Origin of the sequence: Shewanella sp. SP2S2-6 (assembly GCF_031931965.1) — a bacterium.
Classification (GTDB): domain Bacteria; phylum Pseudomonadota; class Gammaproteobacteria; order Enterobacterales; family Shewanellaceae; genus Shewanella; species Shewanella baltica.
The window spans coordinates 1-22177 of record NZ_JAUOEQ010000015.1 but is presented as its reverse complement, the minus strand read 5'-3'; the positions used below and the strand labels follow the sequence as shown (position 1 = coordinate 22177).

The window sequence follows — 22177 nt, the reverse complement described above, 5'->3', positions numbered from 1 at the left end:
GATATGGAACACTATATAAATCTATTTTTGCAGGCCACTTTTATCGACAACATGGCGCTGTCGTTCTTCTTAGGCATGTGTACTTTCTTGGCCGTGTCTAAAAAGGTGTCAACTGCCTTTGGTTTAGGTGTAGCCGTGATAGTGGTGATGACCTTAGCCGTGCCGTTAAACCAGATAATTTACGTCAAAGTGCTCGCGCCTGGCGCGCTGTCTTGGGCGGGATTACCCGGTATCGATTTAAGTTACCTGCAACTGATCACTTTCATCGGTGTGATTGCGGCATTAGTGCAAATCCTTGAAATGTTTTTGGATAAGTACATTCCTAGCCTGTATGACTCCCTTGGGATCTTCTTACCTTTGCTCACAGTGAACTGCGCGATTTTTGCTGGGGTGATCTTTATGGCGAACCGTGATTACAACTTCGGTGAGTCAGTGGTGTTTGCTATGGGGTCGGGTCTTGGCTGGGCGGTGGCGATTGTGCTGCTGGCGGGACTGCGCGAAAGAATGAAATTCAACGCGATTCCCGAAGGCTTACAAGGTATTGGTATCACCTTTATCACAACAGGCTTGATGGCGCTGGGCTTTATGTCTTTCTCTGGGATCTCGCTGTAAAGCTAGAGTAGGCGAGCCAAGAGTTGAGAAAGTGAAACCAGATTCTTTTTAGAAAAGAGCTAGAAAAGGGTAATACGATGGAAATGGCAATTGGCATAGGCATGTTCACGCTAGTGGTCTGTCTATTGGTGATAGTGATTCTAATCGCCAAAAAGCAATTAGTGGCTACGGGTGAAGTGACGATCAGCATCAACGAAGATGCCGAAAAAAGCATTCAAGTTGCGGCGGGTGACAAGTTACTCGGCGCCTTGGCGAGTCAGAGTATTTTTATTCCGTCAGCCTGTGGTGGCGGCGGAACCTGTGGTCAGTGCCGAGTGAAAATCAAAGCGGGCGGCGGTGATATTCTGCCGACTGAAATGGGCCATATCACCAAGAAAGAGGCTAAAGAAGGTTGTCGTCTCGCCTGCCAAGTCTCAGTGAAAACCGATATGGAACTTGAGCTCGACGAAGAAATCTTTGGGGTGAAGAAGTGGCAATGTCTGGTGATCTCTAACGATAACAAGGCGACTTTTATCAAGGAGTTATTGCTTGAGTTACCCGCAGGTGAAGATGTTCGCTTTAAAGCGGGGGGTTATATTCAAATTGAAGCGCCAGCCCATGTGGTGAAATACGCCGACTTTGATATTCCTGAAAAATACCGTGGTGATTGGGATAAATACGGCCTGTTTGACATTGTCTCTACCGTCAACGAAGAAGTGTTGCGCGCTTACTCTATGGCCAACTATCCCGATGAAAAGGGCCGCATTATGCTGAACGTGCGGATTGCGACGCCGCCATCGGCCAATGTGCCTGCGGGTAAGATGTCATCTTACATCTTCAACCTGAAAGCGGGCGATACAGTGACCATTTCAGGGCCATTCGGTGAGTTCTTTGTGAAGGAAACCGATGCGGAAATGGTGTTTATCGGTGGCGGTGCGGGCATGGCACCTATGCGTTCACACATTTTCGATCAGCTTAAGAGTAAGAAAACCACACGTAAAATGAGCTTCTGGTACGGCGCTCGTTCGACCCGTGAAGTGTTTTACCAAGCGGATTTCGATGCTCTAGCGGCCGAGAATGATAACTTCGTTTGGCATGTGGCGTTATCTGAGCCATTGCCTGAGGATAATTGGACGGGCTACACTGGCTTTATCCATAATGTGATTTATGAGAATTATCTTAAAAATCATAAGGCACCAGAAGACTGCGAGTACTACATGTGTGGTCCTCCAATCATGAACTCCTCAGTAATTAAGATGCTCGAAAGCCTAGGTGTTGAACCAGAAAACATCTTACTCGATGACTTTGGTGATTAGCCGTTAAACTTAAGCTAGAACTTAATCAGAGCTTCAATTAGCGGTTAAAGTTTGAAACTAAAAACTCGCGTTAAGGCAACTTAACGCGAGTTTTGTTTATTGCTTGTTAGCGTTTTTAAGTTCAAAGCCTCTAACAATGACATATGCGATAAGGGCAAATATGAATACGATAAGGTACATCCATGCGATACTTTGTAAAGTTTCAATAATTGTCCGATAGATCTCAATAGTCCAACGTTCTAGAGTTAGCTGTAGAATTTCAACATCTTTATGTCGAGCGGTAATGTAGCGTTCTAAATCATAAATTCTAACTCCACCAGAAATACCCACAACGTATGTGGCAAAAATAATATATTTTTGCCAAGCGGCACTTATTGAATCTTGAATTATTCGAGAAAATATTTCTCCTAGTGGTCTTTTGAAAATCGAAACAACAAGAAATGAAACGGTTATAGATAGTGCAAATGTAATAAGCAGTAATGTAAAGAACATGCTCTCTCCTTAGAACAGATAATCAAATCGACAATTTTACCAGTCATTTAAAATCAACAACATAATCCGCTTTCGGCTTACGTTCAAGTGAACAGTAATTGAGGTTGCTTTAAGGATAGGTACCTTCATATCAGCCAAGATGCCCCTAACGAAGTTGAAAGCGCCTTGGGCATAAAGCGTACTTATGCTATCGCGTCAGACGTTTGACCCTGACCGTTGTGTCCCATCTTTCGATTGCGGCCTTTCGGCCGAGGTGAATCAAGGTCGTGGGGCTTCATCACCTAGCTAAAGGATTTACCACCATGGCGCGTTAAATAACTCACCATGCGCTCACTCTCAGCGGTATAGCATCCCATGCGAAACTCACCATGCCAGTAAGCAATATCGAGCGGATGATACCCCTGCGAGTTTGGATGATTTACATCGGCCCCCGCATCCACCAATAATTTGAGCAGTTCAAAAGACTGCAACTCACAGGCATGCAAGAGTGCCGTCATCCCGCCATCGTCCACGCCTTCAAGATTAGCGCCATTGGCAATAATGCGCTTAACAGCAAGCGTATCTTTGGCTTTAACCGCATCGATGAGTTCAGTGCTCATTTGATCGCTATTTAACCTCATCCAAAGGATTTAATTTAAGTGGATTTAGTCTAGGTTTCTTTAACTTGTGGGCGAAACTCCGTAAGCTGAGTAGCATATACCTAAATGCTTATGTCTACAGGTATAACTTATCATGGATGTAATAGTTGTAGGATAGGAGGCTTGTTTGAAAAAGTGAGCAGTAGTATCACTTATCTGTTTCTCCCTCTGCGCATGCTCTTCACTCAATGAAGTTAAATTGGATTCTCAATCGGTATCCAGCTACATAGGTGAAAAGGTCAAAGTCACCACAATATCTGGCGAACAAATGGAATTTCAAGTCGAAAGTGCAACGGAACAGCAGATCGAGGGAGAAGGGCAACTAGTCAAAATTGAAGATATACAGACGTTGGAAGTTGAGGAGTTTAGCCCACTAAAATCGATATCACTTTCTGCAGGCTTATATATGTTAGGTGCGATAATTATTACTATTGTCGTTTTATAGCCATTTTGAATGTGTATTCGCTGCAACTTGAGATATTCAGTCTACAAACTGGGGCAGACTGCCACATGGTTTATACTGCTCGGATTAGCTTCGTCGCCCTAGGTATCACTTTGTTGTGTCTTTTTTATATGGAATATTTCTTTTATAATTCAATTGTAAAGATTAAATTGTATTATCCATAAAAAGCGCTTGTGATAAGCTTGCTTTTTTCTAGCAAGGAGCATTATTTGTTAATTACGTTAAGGATAACCCATGCGTTTGAGTGTTATCAGTACCCTGTTGACTGGTTTTTTATTATTCCCAAGTGCCAATAGTTTTGGTCTGTTATTAGAAACAGGTGCTGAACAAGAGCAAATCGGGCAAGGCAGTAATTCGATTGCCGTTGAAAGCCAAACCGCATCCTCTGTCTCAAAGTCGGCAGAGATTAAGACCTTAATCCAAACCGCAATAAAGGATTCGCCGCAGCCATTGAGTGGCAGTGTTATCCTGCTTGAGCAGGGCAAGCCGCAGCTTGAACTGCAAAAGGGCGAAGGTATCAATCAAGACTCGCGCTTTGTGATGGCATCGCTCTCTAAACAAATTACCGCAACGCTAGTGTTGCAGGCACTTGATACGGGGAAACTCGATTTAAATCAAACGCTAAATCATTACCTTTTTGGCGATCTTGACGTGGAAGCTAGGGGGCTAAAAGCCACTGAAGCGGCCACAAATACGAGTGTTTTGAACCCCAGTCGTTATGACACGCGGATTACGCTGCATCAACTGCTGACTCATACATCGGGTGTCGATAAACTGGGTAAGGCCAATCGCTTTGAGCCCGGAAGCCAATTTGAATACTCTAATTTGGGTTATTCACTGCTTGGGCAAGTGCTTGAGAAGATAAATCAACAATCCTTTGCCAAGCAAGTAGCGCAGTTTGCAACGCGATACCAGCTTAATGGCCTGAGTGCTGAGCTTGGCAGTATTGAGGCGATTCACGCCAAAGTGCCTTCACTCGCCGTAGGTTTACAGGAAAGTGAGGTAATTGCCCCTGCTGACTTAGTGATTGATGAAACTTTATTGCCCGCAGGGGGATTGATTACCTCAGCGCCCACCTATGCCGCCTTTCAGCATCTATTACATTCTGGCAAGTTGCTGAGTACAGAGAGTTATCAACGTATGACTACGGCGTATACCGGGATCCAATTTTTATGGCCGAATATGCGCTATGGCTATGGGGTGAGGATCAATAAGGACGATGGCCTAGTCGAATACAGTCATACGGGTTATGTTTCTGGCTATATGTCGATGACGCTGCATTATCCTGAATTTAATTTGGATCTGGTGATGCTGGAAAACCTATCGCTAAACCTTAACGATCGTAACCGAGTATTTGAACTGCATAATCAGATTCGCCAAGTCATCCGTAGCCAGTTACTGCGTGCTAAAGCCTCTGATGTTTAAGCCTCTGATATTTAAACCTTAGCTTTCGCCATTATGCTGGCTGATAGGCCGCTAAGTCTGCCTATATCCGTATCCAAAGCGTCACTTTTTGTTAGCGTTAACCTCGAAAGAGTAAAGCCCCAAAATTGGGGCTTTACTCTTGGTTCTCGTTGGCAGTTAAGGTGCTAACCGCTACCCAAAGTAGGTGCTAATCGTTACCAGAAGCGCTTTCTCAGTGCGGTTTCAATTTCGATATCAACCCTAAAGTACTGCAAAATCGTCCAGACTGAATCGACTAAAGCTTCGGTTAGGGCGGGATAATCATCCTCGATTAACTTGTTTATCTCATCGACCGTATCATCGATATATTCCTGCACGCTTTCTTCAAACTCCGCTTGGGTGGCCTGATTGCGGAAAAAGCTAAAATCATTCAGTTTTTCAATCAGCAGATCGAGCTGTTCTTCTATGCCTTTAAATTGGGCGACAGTGATATCGGGATCCTTTGCGATAAGTTTAAAGAAGCTCTGCACTTTGGTTTTGAGATCAAACAGCGTTGGGATTTGGTTTTTATCTGAAGCCGCATTACTTATCTCTAATTTGGCCTTTTTAGACACTATATCTGGTTGGCCAGCAGGAGCGTTATCATCTGCCGTCTCGGTTGTCTGCATATTTGATATAGGTTTAGTTTCAGTCTGCGCCTGAACTTGAGTCGGCTGTTGCATTGTTTCGCCATTAATATGTTGTAGCAGGCGACGGCTGAAATAGCTTTCTGGCTCCGCGACTTCGAGTGCTCGCTTAAGCTGAGTTTCACTGTAGGAGGCTATTTGCAGCAGCGCTTCGAAAATCTCTTTATATTCATGCTCAATAGCCGCTATCAGCGGGCTATTGCCGCGGCAGTTCTCAGTTGTTAAGTTGGCGCCATATTGTTGCAATCGTCTTAAGATCCGCACCGCCGTTGATTCAAAGCGGGGGAACTCGATTGAACTGCCACCTATCACAGCGCAAAGGGCGGGGGTGGTGTCTTCGGCATTGATGGCATTAGGATTGGCGCCATGTTCGAGTAGCGCCTCTACGCAGGACTGTGCGCCGTAGTAACTGGCGCACATGAGTGGCGTAAATTGCTCATCCACTGAGAATTCTTCAATTTTAGCTCCGTGGCGCAGTAAGAGTTCCACAGTATTACGTCGCATGGGGCCAGTGATTTGATCCCACCAGTAGGTCGAAATCGCCTTGTGTAGAATGGGCGAGTTATCATGGCCGCAATGGGTAAAAATATCCCCGCCTTGGTTAATAAGCCATTCAAGTAGTTGGGTTCGACAGGAGATAGCCGCCGCAGACACATAGTTAGTGTTGTAGATATTGGTGAGGCTTAAATCCAGCCCCTTGGTGAGCAGATATTCCATCACTTGAATAAGTGTTGCTTGATCTTCTTTACCTGAACCACGCTGGCAGAGGGTGAGTAAGGTCGGTTCATCCACCGCACCAAATTTTTTATTGATATCCATGCCATATTGCAGGAACAGATCGAGGAACTCGGGCAGAAAGGTTTTGTTTTCGACCATGGGATAAATCAGTAGTCGTAAGTTCGACCAGACTAACATCTCATAGGCTTTACCCGTATTCACAAATTCGGCATTAGGATTAGCGCCATATTTGAGCAAGAGTTCAAGGGCTTGATAGATGTAATTCCGTTTGTTTACATCGGTAAATTTGGCGTGATCAAGATATTGGTTGAGCAAGGGGGAATGGTCGGCCTCGGGCGGAGCCATCCTATAGATGCGATTGATATCGACGGTGGCCTTAATTAGTTTTTCGATAATCCTAAGGTCAAATTCTGAGGTCAATGCCGCATAGACTAAACTTTTGGCGTGGGAGTCGGCTTTGAGCTGCGGATAATGGTCTAGCAGATATTCAGTATATTCTTGTGATTTAGCATAAACACAAAGCTCGAGTAAATTGGCATCGTCCCAGAAGCTACTGTCATTTGCCATAATATAACGGGACTTTTTATATTCAGGAAAGCGTTTTACTAAAGGAGCAAAGGCTTCAACCCCCCAAAATCCACTCGAAAAAATAATATTTTCAATTAGACTTAATTTACCTATTTCTAATGGGATGTCTTTATTGATGATATGCAGGAATAGATCTTTACTTCGTTCATCATATAATATTTCTAGCGGGTGGTTTACTTCACCATTGGTCCAGAAACTCACCGGTTTATTGATGTCTAACTTAGCTGCAAGTAGAAGATCTATCATATCTCTACGTTGATGATCCTGATAGATATACTGCGGATTAGGATGGAATAGATAGTTGAGCCAGCAATTATTGTATTGATTTTGAAAGTAAAGATTGGCACCAGAGTCTAGGTATAGGGTAACGAGTTCAGAGTTGTTATATTCAATAGCCGAATGCAAGGCACTGAAACCATTACATTCGATTTTAGCACCTTTGCTGAGCAAGTATTTTATAAGCACTAAATCGGACTGAGGACTGCAAGATAGTGGAACTAATATATTGCAGGGCGAAATATTGAGATCAATAAAGTTGAGATTTCCACTATCGGCAAGAAATTGATCAACTTTCTTTATTTTAGCCGAGGTCGAAAGCGTGTTATCGAGGCATATTTCCCGAAGTGTGAGTTTCTTATCACTAAAAATCCAACTGAGCATAATGTTCCCTATTTAATGCCGTTAACAAAATGGTATCAAGCACCTTTCAATTTATTAAAAATTGAGCGAGGTAAAATTGCCATATTTTAATGCAATTAAGTTAAGAAAAACTATGCCCTAAGACTGATAATTTAAATCATCTTGCTGAATAACATTTGCTGATACAAATTGATAATGCCAAACATGCTTAATCATGGCTGTTTGGCATTGTGACTTCTGTTTAAATTTTGCTGTGTATTCTATTGATTAAGTTCTAGCAGCATAGGCATTTCGCAGGCGTCGTGGCCTGTGTTCCCTAGGGGAGCCGACAGATGCACAAAGCCCAATTTCTCATAGAGTTTTACGGCTTCATTTAGTACAGCGGTGGTTTCTAAATAGCAGCTTTGATAACCCGTTTCACGGGCGAAATCGAGTGCCAGCAGCGCTAAACGTTTAGCTAAGCCTTTACCGCGGATTTCGGGCATAAAGTACATTTTTTGCAGTTCGCAGACGCCATCATTGTTAGCTAACGGCGCAATACCGGCGCCGCCTAAAATGCGCCCCTCTAATTCAATAATCCAATAGTTGGCGCCCGCTTGGGAGTAAATCTGGCTTAGGCAATCTAAGGTCGGGTCCGCCACGCTATAACCTTTATCTGCGGTTAAGCCATATTCGGCTGAGACATCGCGGATGACTTTGGCAATTGCGGCATCATCTTGGGCAGTGGCTTGGCGAATGTGGCAGCCACTTTGGTGTTTGGCGTTATGTACGGCTTGGTTATACAACATGAGCGCCTCTTCGATTTGTGAGGTTTGTGCTGGGGTCAGTTGGGCTAAGATTTCTTGAAATAATTGATTTTGTTGAGTATCTAATTTCAGGAGTAACTTCTTCCCTGCGGGTGTGAGTTGTACCACTAAACAGCGACTGTCCCGTGGGTGTATTTGACTCTGGGCAAGATTTTTATCAATCAGATGCTTAATCGCTCGGCTCGCATTGGACTTATCTATGCTGAGTTTGCAGGCCAGCTCTTTGATGGTCAGGGGCTGCTTACCTATCTCAAACAGGGCGTGGGCTTGCACGGGTGATAAGGGGAGATCCCCAAAGGCGGCGTTGAGCATGCCTAAATTTCTCACCAGATAGCGAGATAAATGCCTAAGTTGGGCGGATGAGCCTGACTCCGCCGTTTGCTTAGCGTGAGTCATAGGCATAACTGGAGTCGATGGTGCGTCTGTTTGAGCCATAGTCGAATGGATTTGGTTGCATGTCACAACTAAGTTAGCGGGCTTCAACTGCGCTTGCAACATGTTACTAACAATTCTGTACGTAAATATCGGGATTTAATAGCGGCGCCATGGCGAGAATAATCGCTTGGGTATAATTGCTTTCACGGGTGGCGTGGCCGTGGGTGAGCAGGCCTATGGCACCGCCTTTTTGTTTAATATTGATAGTATTGAACAATCTATCCATCACATGTCCGAGTTCTTCACCCGCTTCTAATGCCCGATAAACCTGCATTGGCAGAGGTAAAATTGCGCTGCGGCCAATGGCAAGCTGATCTTTATGCCCTATGGCGATATAGGCGAATGTGGCTGGGCCAAAGTCGAAACAATCGACACCGCCTTCCATCGCAAAATAGTAGTCGGCCTGAGTATCTTGTTGAACCTGCTGTTGACAATAGCGCACCCGATTAATCGCCCCTTGGCGAGTGTCTTTATCTGTCATTGGCTGCGCCGCAACACCTGAAGGCGCATCCATACCACTGGCTTCTATTATGCTGTCGGGGAACAGTTGTGCCATGGCGTTAGTTGCCGCGTTGATTTTTACCGGGTTTTGAGAACCCACTGTTATCTTGATGATGTTTTGTTGCATATAAGTTATTTAATTCGGCTTTTAATGTAGACGCTCGTTTGAATCATTGCTTAAATGGTATGAGGTGTCTAAGTGTTTGGGTTTTCTATTCTGCCACAGTCGTCGGCGAAGCTCAGTAAAAAGCCAACAGTAGGGGAGGCAATAGCCAGCCTTAGGGACTAGGAAGCGACATATGTCTATTGCTCTTTCAGTAATGGAGGCAGGGATAGGCAATTGAAGGAACCAAAACCAAGAGATAATAATAATGAAATTCAACAAACTCGTGATCGCTATGGGGATGGCCTGCGGTGTAATACTCGCCGGCTGTAACGATAGCGAAGATAGCACTACGCCCACCGAACCCGAAACTCAACTGCAAGCTTTTGCCCCCAACGGTTTACTCAAAGCCAATATTCGCCGCACCACCTACGGCGTACCACATATCCAAGCCGATAACTTAGAAAGCTTAGGTTTTGGTAGTGGTTATGCGCAGGCACAGGACAATTTATGTGTGTTAGCCGATGGCTTTATTAAGGCTAACTCGCAGCGTTCCATGTACTTTGGCCCCCATGCGTCGATTGACTTCACTACGGGCCAACCCACAGCGGAAGATAACGGCAACTTGATCTCTGACTTTGCCTACAAAGCGTTAAAGATCAGAGCACAAGCCGAAGAAAAATGGCCACAGTTTAGTGAAAACTCTCGGGCACTTATCCAAGGTTTTACCTCTGGTTATAACCAATATCTGGCCGATGTTGAAGCGGGTACACAAACGGCAGAACCTTTCTGTAGCGGTCAGCCTTGGGTGAAACCCATAGTGCCTGAGGATGTGGTAACTTATTTGTTTTCAATCGCTTTGTTACCGGGCGCCGCCAACTTCCTCGATTTGATTTTTTACGCGAACCCGGGAGATGCGCAGGAATATATGCCGCGTATCCTAGGGCCAGCGCCAAGCCAAGACCAAACGGCATTTGTGGCCGATATGCAGTCTAAGTTGATTGCCCGCGCGGCTCGCATCACCACGCCAGAGACTAACCCCCGTGGACTCGGCTCTAACGGTTGGGGTTTAGGTAAGGATAAAACCGAGAACGGGAAAGGCATGGTGCTCGGCAATCCGCATTTTCCGCATACGGGTAACCTGCGTTTTTGGCAGTCCCATATTACGATCCCTGGACATTTAGACATGATGGGCGGCTCGTTAGTGGGTATGCCCGGGCCGATTAATATCGGTTTTAACAAAGATTTAGCTTGGACTCATACCTTCTCAACCGCCGAACATTTTGTGATGTATAACTTAGAGTTAGTCTCGGGCGATCGGATGCAATATCTGTTCGATGGCAAACCTATGCCGATCACTAAAGAGACGGTATCGATTCTAGTGAATGCAGGTCCTGCGGGCATGTTAGTGGCCGAGAAGGATATTTACACCACGGCAAAAGGCCCTATGGTTGAAGCGCCACCTGCTTTAGCGCCTTTTGGTTGGGATGATGGCAGCGCCTTTATGCTCCAAGATGCCAATATGGGCAATATGGACCCCGTTGACCATTGGTTAGCGATGGACATGGCGACCAATAAAGAGGAGTTCCAACAGGCCTTTAAGGACTACGACGGCGTTATCTTCAATAACACTATGTACGCCGATAAAGAGGGCAATGCTTTCTACATCGACGACTCGACAGTCCCGGGATTGTCTGAATCGGCAGTGGTGTTGTTAAAAACCTCGCCGGATATTAAAGCGGCTAAGGCGCAGGCCGGATTTACGATTTTACCCGGTAACACATCGTTGTTTAGTTTTGATGGTCCAACACCCTATGCCCGCGCGCCCAAGCTTGAGCGCAGCGACTTTGTGCAAAACTCCAATGACTCATTCTGGTCGACTAACTTGAATGAACCGCTGACTTACTTCTCGCCTATGTATGGTCCAGAAGCTGGGCAGTTGTCGCTGCGAACGCGTATGGGCTTGAGCTTAATGCAAGATGCGGCTGGGGCAGATGGCAAGTTTAGCTTAGAAGAACTCGAAGCGGCTGTGTTGTCCAATCGCAGTTATCTTGCTGAGTTAGTGCTGCCAGATTTGATTGCCCAGTGTGAGGCTCAAGGCAACACGCCTGTGGTAGTGTCGGCGAGTTTATCTAAGGATGTCACTTCGGCGTGCGCGGCGTTAAAAGCGTGGAATGGTAAGCAAGATAACGACAGCAAAGGCGGCGCTTTACTGCGTGAGTTTGCCCACCAATTCAGCCAAACGACCATGTTGACCCAAGGATTCGATCCCGCCAATGCGGCGACGACACCTAAAAGCTTGACCACAGATGGCAGCGCCTTAGTGGCCTTAGCCCACAGCGCACTGAATCTTGAGGCGGCGGGGTTTGCCTTAGATGCGCCATTGGATGAGGTGCAATTTGTGGAGAAATCGCTGCCTGACGGGACGCCAAGCGGGTCGCGTTTACCTTGGCCGGGTAGCCACAATGCCGAGGGTGGATTCAACGTGTTCTCGACCAGTCTGTCGGGTGACGACACTTTAATCCCGCAGCACAAGTACGCACCTGTGATGGACGTGGTTACTGGCAAGGCGATGAGTTCTGGCTTAACGGCGAAGGGATATCAAGTGCGTTACGGTTCGAGCTGGATGATGGCGGTGAACTTTACTGACGAAGGGCCTGTGGCACGGGGAATTTTAACTTACTCTGAGTCGAGTAATATCCTAACGCCAGCGTTTGCCGATCAAAGCATCTTGTACTCAAGCGAGAAAAGTTTCCGTCCGTTATTGTTCAAAGAGGCTGATATAGCGCCAGCCGTGGTGTCGACCACTGAGCTTATGCTACAGAAACCTTAAGTCTGATTTTGCGTTAATCGTTAACGGCTCACTTCGAAGTTGAATTCGGATGAGCCGTTTTTTTATGGCGTTTGCGACTGATAGCGATTTGTAAAAATTTAACATTAGCGGATGTGATCTTGATCGACTTTAGCTATCGATATGCGGCATTGGATCTCGTTTTGTGGCTTTTTGTGATCTAGATCCAATTCGGTGTTTTTCTCGGCGCTTATGCTATGTCGCTGCTTTTGGTTTAAGGTGAAAGTATTGTGTCTTTAAGCGGTTTTTTATGTGTGTTTTTTGCTGCTGTATTGAAAACTTATTACATTAAATCAGCGATCTAGATCTCAATATCAGTTTATTATGAAATTCCCTTACATAAAGCCGTGTCAGATCAACTTTTATGGGCTTTTTTTGGTTATCCTTAGCGCGAATTTATTATGCTAGTCACACCGTAAGGTAACTTTTATATGCAAAAAGATGCGACCAGTGTTCTTGGAACACCTCAAAGCACACAGAATCTAGATTCAACGAAACACTTACCTTGGACTCGCCAAGACACGACTTGGATGTTGAGTTTGTTCGGCACTGCCGTTGGCGCTGGAATTTTATTTTTACCTATCAATGCGGGCATGGGCGGCTTTTGGCCTTTGGTATTAATGGCGGCAATTATCGGTCCTATGACCTATCTTGCTCACCGAGGTTTATCTCGTTTTGTTTGTTCATCAAGCATTCCCGGTAGCGACATTACCCAAGTCGTAGAAGAGCATTTTGGTGTTGGCGCAGGTAAGGCCATTACCGTACTGTATTTCTTTGCTATCTACCCGATTGTATTAATTTACGGTGTGGGTATTACCAACACAGTCGATAGCTTTATCGTCAATCAGTTGGGCATGGCATCGCCACCACGCTTTATTTTATCGGGTGTATTGATCCTCGGTATGATGGCTGTGATGGTTGCGGGCGAGAAGTTTATGCTGAAAGTGACACAATTGCTGGTGTATCCGCTGGTGGGTATTTTGGCCTTTATGTCTATCTACCTGATCCCTGAGTGGAAAATGGATGCCTTACAAGTTGTGCCAGAAGCGGGTGCATTTTTAGGGACTGTGTGGTTAACGATTCCTGTGCTCGTGTTCGCCTTTAACCATTCTCCTGCGATTTCACAGTTCTCTGTGTCACTAAAACGTGATCATGGCGCCAATGCTTCTCGTAAAGCCGACGTGATTTTACGTAACACTTCGATGATGTTAGTGGGCTTTGTGATGTTGTTTGTGTTCTCTTGTGTGCTGTCGTTATCGCCAGCCCAATTGGCAGAAGCGAAAGCGCAGAACTTACCGATTCTGTCTTACCTAGCTAACGTGCATTCAAGTGGTTTTGTGAGCTACTTTGGTCCGTTAATCGCCTTTATCGCGATTGTGTCCTCTTTCTTCGGCCATTACATGGGCGCGACAGAAGGCATGAAAGGCGTGATCGTTAAGCAGTTGCGCTCAAGCGGCAAATCAGTCACAGACGCTAAGATCAACAAGTTCATCCTAGGCTTTATGTTTGTCACTATCTGGGCTGTGGCTGTGATCAACCCAAGTATCTTAGGCATGATTGAAGCCTTAGGTGGCCCAATTATCGCGGCTATCCTGTACTTGATGCCTATGTATGCCGTGTATAAAGTGCCAGCGTTAAAAGCCTATCGCGGCCGTATCAGCAATATCTTCGTGATCATTGCAGGTTTACTGGCGATGACGGCGATTCTGTTTGGTTTCTTCCGTTAAGTTTTACGAGTGCAGTGAAGCTTAACGAGGAGTTAGCGTTAGGCTTTTAATCTGAATCGTGACTCGTAAAAAAAGGATCGTGCCATTGGCCCGATCCTTTTTTATTGTGAATAAGCTATTGAAGGATTTATTTTTCTTCGTACATTAAGTAGTAACTCTGCTTCATCCCTAAGGCTTGATAGGTCTGCTGGGCGGCGAGGTTTTCTTGCTCAACATATAAACGGAAGCTGGCAGCGCCACCATTGGCTTCGGCCAGTTGTTTGACTTCACTGTAGAGCTTGCCATAAATGCCTTGGCGACGATTTTGCGGGCGAATATATACACTCTGGATCCAGTAATAATCCTTGGCGCGCCAATCGCTCCATTCAAATGTCACCATAAGCGAGCCGACTATCTCACCTTCAATTTCGGCGACGAGGTAAAAGCCTTTTTGCGGACTTTCAAGTAGCGTGCCCACGCCGCGGGTTAGTGTCACTTCATCTAAGGCTAAGCCTTCGGTTTCTTGGGCCATCGCCTGATTAAATTGGACTAAGGCACTGAGGTCCTGAGCCTTAGCTTTACGGATCAACATACAACAACTCCTAGGCGGTTATTGAGTAATACCGCTCTTGTTTAGTGAACAACCATTTTGTGGCTCACTTTAGCATGGAACATTGTGGGATAACGAGTTCGGCAGTGGCAGGTTTGGCACTGATATTATTTGTTGTTGCGGATTTTTGTACGACTAAAGTCTTATCTGCTAGGCTTATCTCTAGTACCCTTTTTGAACTAAGTGAGCTAATGATGGGATTCGTTAAGTCGACACGCCGCTATAAGCTTAAGGTTTTACCTGCCTTTGAGCTTGGTGCTGATGAGAAAATTAATCATCGTTTACACTTTGTATTCACTTTATTGAGCTTTGGTTTATGGGGATTAGTTTGGTGGTGGTTGATCTTGAAAGCTAAGGGTAAGTCTGACTTTATTTTCAGTGGTTTTGATGACGATTACTGGAGTTATTTGATTGAACGTGAGCAACCGCCTGCAGCGCTTTATCGTCAGCAAATTGCACCTGTTATGGTGACAGTCTATTTTGATGCTTAATATAAAGGTTAAGTATGCAGTCGCGTTGGTCGATGTCGTTGGCATATTTGGCTGGTTTTACGGCGGTTGGCATCAACGTGATACAGATCATCCTTAGATTTTTGCCCGTTATGCTAGACTCTGCGCTCAGCTAATTTGGGGAATAAATTAGTGCCAGCCAAGGATAGGCATTCGCCCGTTCTTCATTTCAAATTCAAGGTTATTAACATGTCAAAACAAACGTCATCAATGTTAGGCCGTACATGGTCCTACTGGATGTCAGTGCCTCTGTGGCTACAAATTCTAGTCGGTATGGTGCTCGGAATTACGGTTGGCGTAGTATTAGGTGAGCAAGCGACGGTGTTAAAACCGATTGGAACCTTATTCGTCAATATTATTAAGATGTTGATTGTGCCGTTAGTGTTTTGTTCACTGATCGTGGGTGTGACTTCGATGGAAGACACTGCCAAGATGGGCCGGATTGGTTTTAAGTCCTTTACTTTCTATCTTTGTACTACGGCAATTGCTATCAGTATTGGATTGGCCGTTGGATATGTTATCCAGCCAGGTGCGGGTCTTGATTTACCCTTACCCTCAGGTGTTTCTGATGTAGCGAAGGAAGTGCCTTCGGTAATGCAGACTCTGATTGATATAGTCCCAACCAACCCTATCGCGGCGTTAGCTAACGGTCAGATCTTGCAAGTTATCGTTTTTGCGGTTGCCTTAGGGATTGCCTTAGTGTTGATCGGTGACCATGGAAAACCAGCGATTAAAGTGTTCGAGAGTCTTGCTGAAGCCATGTACAAGTTAACCGATATGGTGATGAAGCTGGCGCCCTATGGTGTATTTGGATTGATGGCTTGGGTGGCGGGAGCATACGGGATTGAAATGTTACTCCCTCTGCTTAAGGTTATTGTTGCCGTCTACGTTGGCTGCATTATTCACGTATTAGGCTTCTACAGTATTGTTTTGAGTATGTTTTCTAAACTGAATCCTTTACATTTTTTCAAGGGGATCAGTAATGCAATGGCTGTGGCATTTACTACCTCTAGTTCAGCGGGTACCTTACCTGCGAGCATGAAATGCGCCAGCGAATACTTAGGTGTGAACAAGAAAATTTCCAGTTTTGTATTGCCGCTGGGTACAACCATTAACATGGATGGCACCGCTTTATATCAAGGTGTGACGGCTCTTTTTGTCGCCCAAGCTTTTGGTATTGACTTAACTTGGGTAGATTACCTCACCATCATTTTAACGGCGACTTTAGCCTCAATTGGTACGGCTGGCGTACCAGGCGCGGGTTTGGTGATGTTAACGTTAGTATTATCGACAGTCGGTTTACCCTTGGAAGGCGTGGCGTTAATTGCTGGGATTGACCGGATTTTGGATATGGCACGCACGGTAGTTAACGTATCCGGTGATTTAGTGGCGACAACTGTGATTGCTAAATCTGAGGATGAATTGGATATGGAGCACTACAATGCCGATATGGTGCAAAGTGCCGTGCTAGCCGAGCAGAATATCGCCCTCGAAACCGCGGCTGAGCAAAGCGCTAAAGTCTAGTCGTCTTCGGTTGCTGGTTGTAGAACGAAAAAACCGCCAATGGCGGTTTTTTTATGCGAGTCAATTGTACTTTGCTGAAGCTTATCTCGTTGAGTTTACTTCAGTTAGCTTACTTCACAGGGCTTACTTCAATTGACTTAAGACTAGCACTGGCTTGCCGTCGCTGTTAAGTAGCGTCAGGCGACCTTGCACTAACTTAGCTTTGGCCACTAATGGCATTGCTTGCATGACTTTGTGCTCTTGCTGCATTAGCGCATCGACACAGGCTTTCATTGTGCTACCAGCAGGAGATAGCTTAAGCTCTTGGCCTTGCTGGGTATATTGACCGAAAAAGTTATTACAGCTGTTGTTGCCGTGTAATTTGCCTTCGGCCTCAAAGGTGATTTGCGCTGGGCTGTAATCGATAGTCGGTTGGCCTTGAACCATCTCAATGTGCCAGCTGCCCTCTAATGGAATGGTCTCATTTTGGGCTATATCGGTACTTTGGCAGGCGGTGAGTCCCAACAGTAGCGCACCTAAGATGAATCTTTGTTTTAACATCGTTACGGTTCCTTTTTCCATGGTTATGGCCATAGTGTGACAAGTTTTATCAAAGATCTAAAGAGGTTTATATGTCGGACACATTTAAAAGTACTATGAATTTGTTGAAGTTTTTACATTGGTTAGGCGTATTGATGCTAGTTTGTGGACTTGGGTTCTATATGTTGACGCAATGGAGTCTAGAGATAAGCGGCATGTTACTGATCTCAAGCCTGATTGGCTTAGGATTGGTCCTGATGTCACCCTATCCCGTGGTGCTGTTTATCCAATGGGCGAAGCGCCAGGATGAGCAATCTAAGTGATTTTGTACTGCCTCAAATTAAACCCAAAACTCGTTAAATCGCCATTTCGTTAAATCAAAGCTCGGTTAACCTATCGCTTCGCTAACTCACAGTTTTTCGTTAAATCACTGCTTCATTAACTTAAAGCGCCGCCGAATCTGCGGCGGGATTATCGTATAAGCTTGAGTCTATAGCGGGCTTAACTGGCGTGTCTTCAACCTCAGGCTTTGGTGGTTGCATTGAATCGAGTTTACCCCGCGCGAGTTCCATCATGGGCGCGAGTTTGGCGCTGGATTCCGGGGTGAAAAAACTGTAGCTCGCATCGAGTCTAAGTAGATGATTTTGCTGTTCAAGCAGTTTTTCAACCCGCTTCATAATATGTTGAATATCCCGTTCACCATCGACAAAGGCCAGTACCACAAATTGCGTGGTGTTGTAGTGGGCGGCTACGTCTGCGGTCCGTATCGTATCTTGAATTAACTTACCCAACAGCCTGTGATGATTATCCTCAAGCGGGACTGGCGCGTTATCCGGACTCAATAATTCAAAGAAGATGATGCCTGCATGGGCACCAAAGCGGCGACCTAAATTGAGCTGTCTTGGCGCCATCATCAAAAAACCATAATGATTGAGCATGCCGGTTTCTTGATCGCGCATCGAAAGGGATTCAATGCGATGGTTCTGGCACAGCAGAGACAATTCCTGTTGCAGCAATATCTGAAACGGTTCGAGCATAGCGGCATTGGCTAGCGGCTCTGCCATATGTGGGTTGAGTACGCACAGGGCGCCAAATTGGCTGCCATCGGGCCAAGCGATTGGGCGCGAGAGAATGTGCTGAATGCCATCAAAATCCCGTGGTAAATCATCCAACATAAAACTGCCAAGGTTGTGATATAAGCCATCGGGTTGGCTATTTTGGATTTGTTGGAAAAGTTCGAACTCAGCGGGGTACAAAGTACCCGCGGTAAATTGTGTTGTTTCAGTGATTGCACTGACAATGATCTCAAATCCGGCGCTGGTCTTTTGGAATATAAAAACCGTGTTAGCGTTGTAATAGCTGTTGATTAGCTCACATTGGTGCATCCAGCGAGTGAGATTCACTTGCTGATTGTCGCTATCAAGTAAACTCAGGTTGGGATTGATGGTCTCGGGCAACATACAAACGCCTAACTAGGGCTAGATATCCATTAAGTTTGGGAAATAAAAGGGGATTTAGCAAATCAAGGCACTAAATAGCACCTTGTTCTAGCTGTGCCTACTAAGCCAACCGAGTATACTGACGGCCTTAAATTGTGGGCCTAAAGCCAACATTATGCCGTGAGAACACTGTGAAGATTAGATTAGCCTTACCCCAAGATGTTGATTTATTAGCGATGCTAGAGAAAAAACATCTCAATGACGAATTAGCTTCCGCCAATATGGGACTGCAAGGGCAAGCTTTTTCCCACAGTGAATTGAGCGAATTAGTGCAGCATCATTGGGTCGTAGTGGCGCAGGTTGAGCTGCAGATCGTCGGTTATGTGATTGCCGGCCGGTGGGGATTTTTCGAACATTGGCCCATTTATCGCACTTTGTTGAATCGTTTGCCGCAACTCGATTGGGATGGGCCTAAATTAACTAAGACTAACTCTTGCCAATACGGGCCGATTTGGGTGCAGCAAGCCTACCGTGGACAAGGGATTTTTGAGGCATTAGTCAGTGAAATTCGTCGCCAAGTTGCTCCGCATTTTAGCTATATGTTGACCTTTATTGCCGAAGATAATGAACGTTCCTTTGCCGCCCACTCGGGAAAAGCGCACATGCAGGTGGTGGATTTTTTCACTGTGTCAGCGCGGGATTACTATTTAATGGCGGCAAAGACCCAAGCTTAGTTGTTCGATGATAGACATTAAGGATTCAATCTCTACTGCGTAAATAACCCGAGTTCAGGTTAAATAACGGAGATAAATACATGAATGTACAATTTGTTGAGTCACTATTAACGGCCTATGCCGAAGTCAATTTATCGGCTTGGGACAACTTGAGATTGGTCTTATCTGAGTGCGCCCACCATGAATGTGAGGCGAAGGGATTTGAAGTCGAGTTTGTTTCCGATTCAGGGCAAGCGCAGCATTATTGGGTCGAAGTAGGGAATATTTGGCTCGATTGTGGCCGAACCAATGCCTATTCTGCGACGATAACGCGACTGACGGATGCGCAAGTCAGCCGCGCGAATACAAAAAAGGCGCTAGAGTGCGCCATTTTATCCCAAGAGCAGATTGGTCTACTGTGCATGCAAAACGCCCATTTCGACCATTGCTGAGTGTGTTAATTCAGTCTGTTTCTCAATCGCTTTTTTGATCAATACTTCTTCATCAGAAAGATGCGCTGAGGGTTAGTGGTGACTATGCCTATGATCTCAAACCCTTGTTTTTCATAAAACACAGGTGCTTGAATTGACAAGGTATCCACTTGAGCTACCAAGCAACCCCGCTGTTTCGCCTCAGCTTCAGCAAGCGCCATGAGTTTGCACCCAAGCCCTGTGCCTCTGGTTTGGTCATCAACCCAGACCACATTGATTAAGAAGTTTTTATAGATAGTCCTGCCACCCACACCACCAATCAACTTGCCATTTTCATCACGTGCTATGACAGTCAAAGGCACTGATTTCTCAGGCCCTAATAGCCCAGCATTAAATTGCCTAACGCCGTCTACCAGCGCATCCACAATCGCGTTATTTTCTTCATGAATAACTTCAAATTTCACTTAAATTTTTTCCTTAAAAATATTTTTTTGCTTTTAAAGCATATAGCAACTATCAGTAAACTCAATATTGGACAGAAATGTGTTGGAAAGTAGTGTCGGGGGAACTGTCACTTTAGTTGTTAGCAGTTTAGCGTTTGCTGATATCCACTCACACAGGCTTGCCATGGCATTCGCTCGTCAGTCCTTGGATGCTCGACCGCCCCGTCCATGGGGCGGACGGTCGTCTCGCTATCACCATGGCTCACTTTTTTGGCATTAGCGTAACCTGTAGATTTAACAATCTACATAACATATTTTTGGGCAGAACCTAGTTAGATTTTTTACTATAATTAATTGATTTCGGATTAAAATTTCTATGGATTATTGCCCCAGCGAGCTTGCGAGCGATTTAATGCGCTTGTTAAGAGCCTTTCCACCCTCTATTTCTTAAAACATAATCTTCTTGGGTCATTTTAACCTCAGTACATTGCGGACAATAATCTTGAGTCCTAACCCTGTCGCATACGTAAGTTCGCTGCTTACAAGAAGTTACTTTTATGCCATTGATTAGCCATTGCTCACCCATAACAAGGACTTTCAAGTCAGGCTTACATAGCGATAAGATGTGCAGTAACATATCTACCTTAGTTTTTTCAGTTCTGCTTCCAAATGTCACAGACTTGATGTTAATAGGTAGAAATGTCTCATTTCCCCCAAGTAGGCAGCGACTCTCTGACTCATATTTCCAAGGCTTCTCTTTATATAAGAGGATTTTTTCTGCCTTTTCCCTATTAATATGGCGCTCAGTTAAGATTGGCTTTTTGAGATATGAGACTTTATGCACTTGCTGGTCATCAATTAACTGAAACTCAATGACACATCCTCTAGCTCCATTTGCATAGTGGGACCACATTAGGGGATGATCTTTATCCCGACTAAAACAGACTATGCGAAAAGTTTTAATCAGTTCATCCCATTCTTGTTCTTTATCCTTTGGGATTGTTCCGTCAATCTTAACAACGCCCTCCATTGGATCATTTAACTCATGATGTTGGGCCGCATATAATCTTTCCCTGAGAATCAAGTCGAGTAAAAATTCAAAATTATCAAGTGACTTATATTTGTAAAAAACTTGTTGTTTCACCATACGAAAATCCAGCTAAAGGCTCTTTAATTAGTGGGGTCAGAGTAAACTTTATGAAACTCACTTTTGGACATTTCCGAGTCAGACTTTTAGCTCTGATTAGTGAGTCTCGAATTAAAATTTCTATGGGTAACGATTTGCCTATGGAGATTTTAGGAGCGCTTTTCCTGCGAGTAAAATTTCCACCATGATGCGCTTGTTATGTGCTTACAAACTTTCATAGTAACTAATTAATGATTCCAGTACCGAAACGTCTTTTATGGATGCCTGATAGTTGGCTTTATGCAGGCCGCCAGAAAATACTCTGCCAAGTGCCGTTGATACATCCTTCCCGGAAATACGTTCAACGTTCTCCACTCCAGCCAAAACTGGAGGTTCGCGATCAATCCGGATAAACAGGCCAGTTTTGGTATTAGGGTCAAAGGCAAATTCCGTTTTTTTAGCTGATTTTATTTTGTAACTCCAAAACTTATCAGTGTTATCTTTTTTGAACAGTGAAACTCTATCTTCGATAGTAGATAGAAAAACAACGGCCTCTTTTCCAGTAATACTCATGCTTTATAAATTACTCCGATTTCAAATTGGCACATAACGTCTTAGTATTTATGCGCTGCGCTGTTTGCAGGGCATAAATCGCTTGTTGGACTAAATCTCAAATATGGCCGCTGCCACATCCGTGTAAATGGGTATAAATGATGCTATAGGAATTTACTTTTTTGCGGTAGCTGTTTTTTATACAGCTTTGACTCTAATCACTTGATATCGTTTTAGCTTTCTCATTTTTCGCGCTTATTTTTTGCTGATGAATCGCTATCTAACGACTCAAAACTCCAAGGAATACACCTCCCCTCGGAGTTGCCGCAGGGCGAATAGACAAATTGCGTGAGT

The 22177-nt window shown here is 44.9% G+C and carries 22 protein-coding genes; 11 read left to right on the top strand and 11 right to left on the bottom strand.

What is annotated here, in order from left to right:
* Positions 1 to 3: 3 nt before the first annotated feature.
* Both nqrE and nqrF read left to right on the top strand, forming a co-directional pair.
* Positions 4 to 612 (top strand): NADH:ubiquinone reductase (Na(+)-transporting) subunit E, encoded by a 609-nt coding sequence (nqrE, locus tag Q4Q57_RS11935; protein WP_006080315.1) that lies wholly within the window; start codon positions 4 to 6, stop codon positions 610 to 612.
* A gap of 77 nt (positions 613 to 689) precedes the next feature.
* The gene (nqrF, locus tag Q4Q57_RS11930) at positions 690 to 1907 is read left to right on the top strand and encodes an NADH:ubiquinone reductase (Na(+)-transporting) subunit F (protein WP_126492686.1); all 1218 of its coding nucleotides are present in this window, start codon (positions 690 to 692) and stop codon (positions 1905 to 1907) included.
* Positions 1908 to 2003: 96 nt separating this feature from the next.
* Here nqrF and Q4Q57_RS11925 read toward each other — a convergent pair whose 3' ends face one another.
* Positions 2004 to 2399, bottom strand: a complete 396-nt coding sequence (locus Q4Q57_RS11925; protein WP_107949014.1) for a hypothetical protein — start codon at positions 2397 to 2399, stop codon at positions 2004 to 2006.
* A 281-nt stretch (positions 2400 to 2680) separates the two neighbouring features.
* The gene (locus Q4Q57_RS11920; protein ID WP_261272233.1) at positions 2681 to 2998 is read right to left on the bottom strand and encodes an ankyrin repeat domain-containing protein; all 318 of its coding nucleotides are present in this window, start codon (positions 2996 to 2998) and stop codon (positions 2681 to 2683) included.
* Between the two features lie 238 nt (positions 2999 to 3236).
* Here Q4Q57_RS11920 and Q4Q57_RS11915 point away from each other — a divergent pair, with 238 nt between their 5' ends.
* Together Q4Q57_RS11915 and Q4Q57_RS11910 are read left to right on the top strand one after the other, a co-directional pair.
* Entirely contained in the window at positions 3237 to 3482 is a 246-nt protein-coding gene (locus Q4Q57_RS11915; protein WP_311890946.1) for a hypothetical protein, read from the top strand.
* Positions 3483 to 3734: 252 nt separating this feature from the next.
* Positions 3735 to 4925: a serine hydrolase domain-containing protein gene (locus Q4Q57_RS11910; protein ID WP_311890945.1), complete on the top strand. Its 1191-nt coding sequence runs from the start codon at positions 3735 to 3737 to the stop codon at positions 4923 to 4925.
* A gap of 194 nt (positions 4926 to 5119) precedes the next feature.
* On the opposite strand, the gene Q4Q57_RS11905 is transcribed toward Q4Q57_RS11910, so the two are convergent.
* The 3 genes from Q4Q57_RS11905 to yjjX all read right to left on the bottom strand — a co-directional run bounded on the left by Q4Q57_RS11905 (position 5120) and on the right by yjjX (position 9424).
* Positions 5120 to 7576, bottom strand: coding sequence for an ankyrin repeat domain-containing protein (locus tag Q4Q57_RS11905; RefSeq protein ID WP_311890944.1), 2457 nt, complete (start codon positions 7574 to 7576; stop codon positions 5120 to 5122).
* A 239-nt stretch (positions 7577 to 7815) separates the two neighbouring features.
* Entirely contained in the window at positions 7816 to 8859 is a 1044-nt protein-coding gene (locus tag Q4Q57_RS11900; protein ID WP_311890943.1) for a bifunctional helix-turn-helix transcriptional regulator/GNAT family N-acetyltransferase, read from the bottom strand.
* Positions 8860 to 8863: 4 nt separating this feature from the next.
* The gene (gene yjjX / locus Q4Q57_RS11895) at positions 8864 to 9424 is read right to left on the bottom strand and encodes an inosine/xanthosine triphosphatase (protein ID WP_311890942.1); all 561 of its coding nucleotides are present in this window, start codon (positions 9422 to 9424) and stop codon (positions 8864 to 8866) included.
* 244 nt (positions 9425 to 9668) lie between these two features.
* On the opposite strand from yjjX, the gene Q4Q57_RS11890 reads away from it, so the two are divergent.
* Together Q4Q57_RS11890 and Q4Q57_RS11885 are read left to right on the top strand one after the other, a co-directional pair.
* Positions 9669 to 12233, top strand: coding sequence for an acylase (locus Q4Q57_RS11890; RefSeq protein ID WP_311890941.1), 2565 nt, complete (start codon positions 9669 to 9671; stop codon positions 12231 to 12233).
* Between the two features lie 449 nt (positions 12234 to 12682).
* Positions 12683 to 13978, top strand: a complete 1296-nt coding sequence (locus Q4Q57_RS11885; protein WP_311890940.1) for an HAAAP family serine/threonine permease — start codon at positions 12683 to 12685, stop codon at positions 13976 to 13978.
* 127 nt (positions 13979 to 14105) lie between these two features.
* On the opposite strand, the gene Q4Q57_RS11880 is transcribed toward Q4Q57_RS11885, so the two are convergent.
* Positions 14106 to 14549, bottom strand: a complete 444-nt coding sequence (locus tag Q4Q57_RS11880) for a GNAT family N-acetyltransferase (RefSeq protein WP_006080323.1) — start codon at positions 14547 to 14549, stop codon at positions 14106 to 14108.
* Positions 14550 to 14761: 212 nt separating this feature from the next.
* Between Q4Q57_RS11880 and Q4Q57_RS11875 the strand changes: the two genes are divergently transcribed.
* The gene (locus Q4Q57_RS11875; RefSeq protein WP_106651527.1) at positions 14762 to 15058 is read left to right on the top strand and encodes a hypothetical protein; all 297 of its coding nucleotides are present in this window, start codon (positions 14762 to 14764) and stop codon (positions 15056 to 15058) included.
* 207 nt (positions 15059 to 15265) lie between these two features.
* A complete protein-coding gene (locus Q4Q57_RS11870; RefSeq protein ID WP_106651526.1) occupies positions 15266 to 16600 on the top strand; it encodes a dicarboxylate/amino acid:cation symporter in 1335 nt (444 codons plus the stop codon).
* 123 nt (positions 16601 to 16723) lie between these two features.
* Here the strand turns inward: Q4Q57_RS11870 and Q4Q57_RS11865 are convergent, their stop codons facing one another.
* Positions 16724 to 17140, bottom strand: coding sequence for an META domain-containing protein (locus Q4Q57_RS11865; protein ID WP_311890939.1), 417 nt, complete (start codon positions 17138 to 17140; stop codon positions 16724 to 16726).
* A 71-nt stretch (positions 17141 to 17211) separates the two neighbouring features.
* On the opposite strand from Q4Q57_RS11865, the gene Q4Q57_RS11860 reads away from it, so the two are divergent.
* Entirely contained in the window at positions 17212 to 17442 is a 231-nt protein-coding gene (locus tag Q4Q57_RS11860; protein ID WP_300479054.1) for a hypothetical protein, read from the top strand.
* Positions 17443 to 17562: 120 nt separating this feature from the next.
* On the opposite strand, the gene Q4Q57_RS11855 is transcribed toward Q4Q57_RS11860, so the two are convergent.
* On the bottom strand, positions 17563 to 18579 hold the full coding sequence (locus tag Q4Q57_RS11855; RefSeq protein WP_311890938.1) for a GGDEF domain-containing protein: 1017 nt from the start codon (positions 18577 to 18579) through the stop codon (positions 17563 to 17565).
* Positions 18580 to 18749: 170 nt separating this feature from the next.
* On the opposite strand from Q4Q57_RS11855, the gene Q4Q57_RS11850 reads away from it, so the two are divergent.
* Both Q4Q57_RS11850 and Q4Q57_RS11845 read left to right on the top strand, forming a co-directional pair.
* Positions 18750 to 19292, top strand: coding sequence for a GNAT family N-acetyltransferase (locus Q4Q57_RS11850; RefSeq protein WP_311890937.1), 543 nt, complete (start codon positions 18750 to 18752; stop codon positions 19290 to 19292).
* Between the two features lie 80 nt (positions 19293 to 19372).
* Positions 19373 to 19723 (top strand): hypothetical protein, encoded by a 351-nt coding sequence (locus tag Q4Q57_RS11845; RefSeq protein ID WP_311890936.1) that lies wholly within the window; start codon positions 19373 to 19375, stop codon positions 19721 to 19723.
* Positions 19724 to 19761: 38 nt separating this feature from the next.
* On the opposite strand, the gene Q4Q57_RS11840 is transcribed toward Q4Q57_RS11845, so the two are convergent.
* The 3 genes from Q4Q57_RS11840 to Q4Q57_RS11830 all read right to left on the bottom strand — a co-directional run bounded on the left by Q4Q57_RS11840 (position 19762) and on the right by Q4Q57_RS11830 (position 21844).
* Positions 19762 to 20166: a GNAT family N-acetyltransferase gene (locus Q4Q57_RS11840; RefSeq protein ID WP_311890935.1), complete on the bottom strand. Its 405-nt coding sequence runs from the start codon at positions 20164 to 20166 to the stop codon at positions 19762 to 19764.
* Between the two features lie 400 nt (positions 20167 to 20566).
* On the bottom strand, positions 20567 to 21292 hold the full coding sequence (locus tag Q4Q57_RS11835) for a DUF2971 domain-containing protein (protein ID WP_259541327.1): 726 nt from the start codon (positions 21290 to 21292) through the stop codon (positions 20567 to 20569).
* 204 nt (positions 21293 to 21496) lie between these two features.
* Entirely contained in the window at positions 21497 to 21844 is a 348-nt protein-coding gene (locus Q4Q57_RS11830; RefSeq protein WP_226060031.1) for a hypothetical protein, read from the bottom strand.
* Between the last annotated feature and the right edge of the window lie 333 nt (positions 21845 to 22177).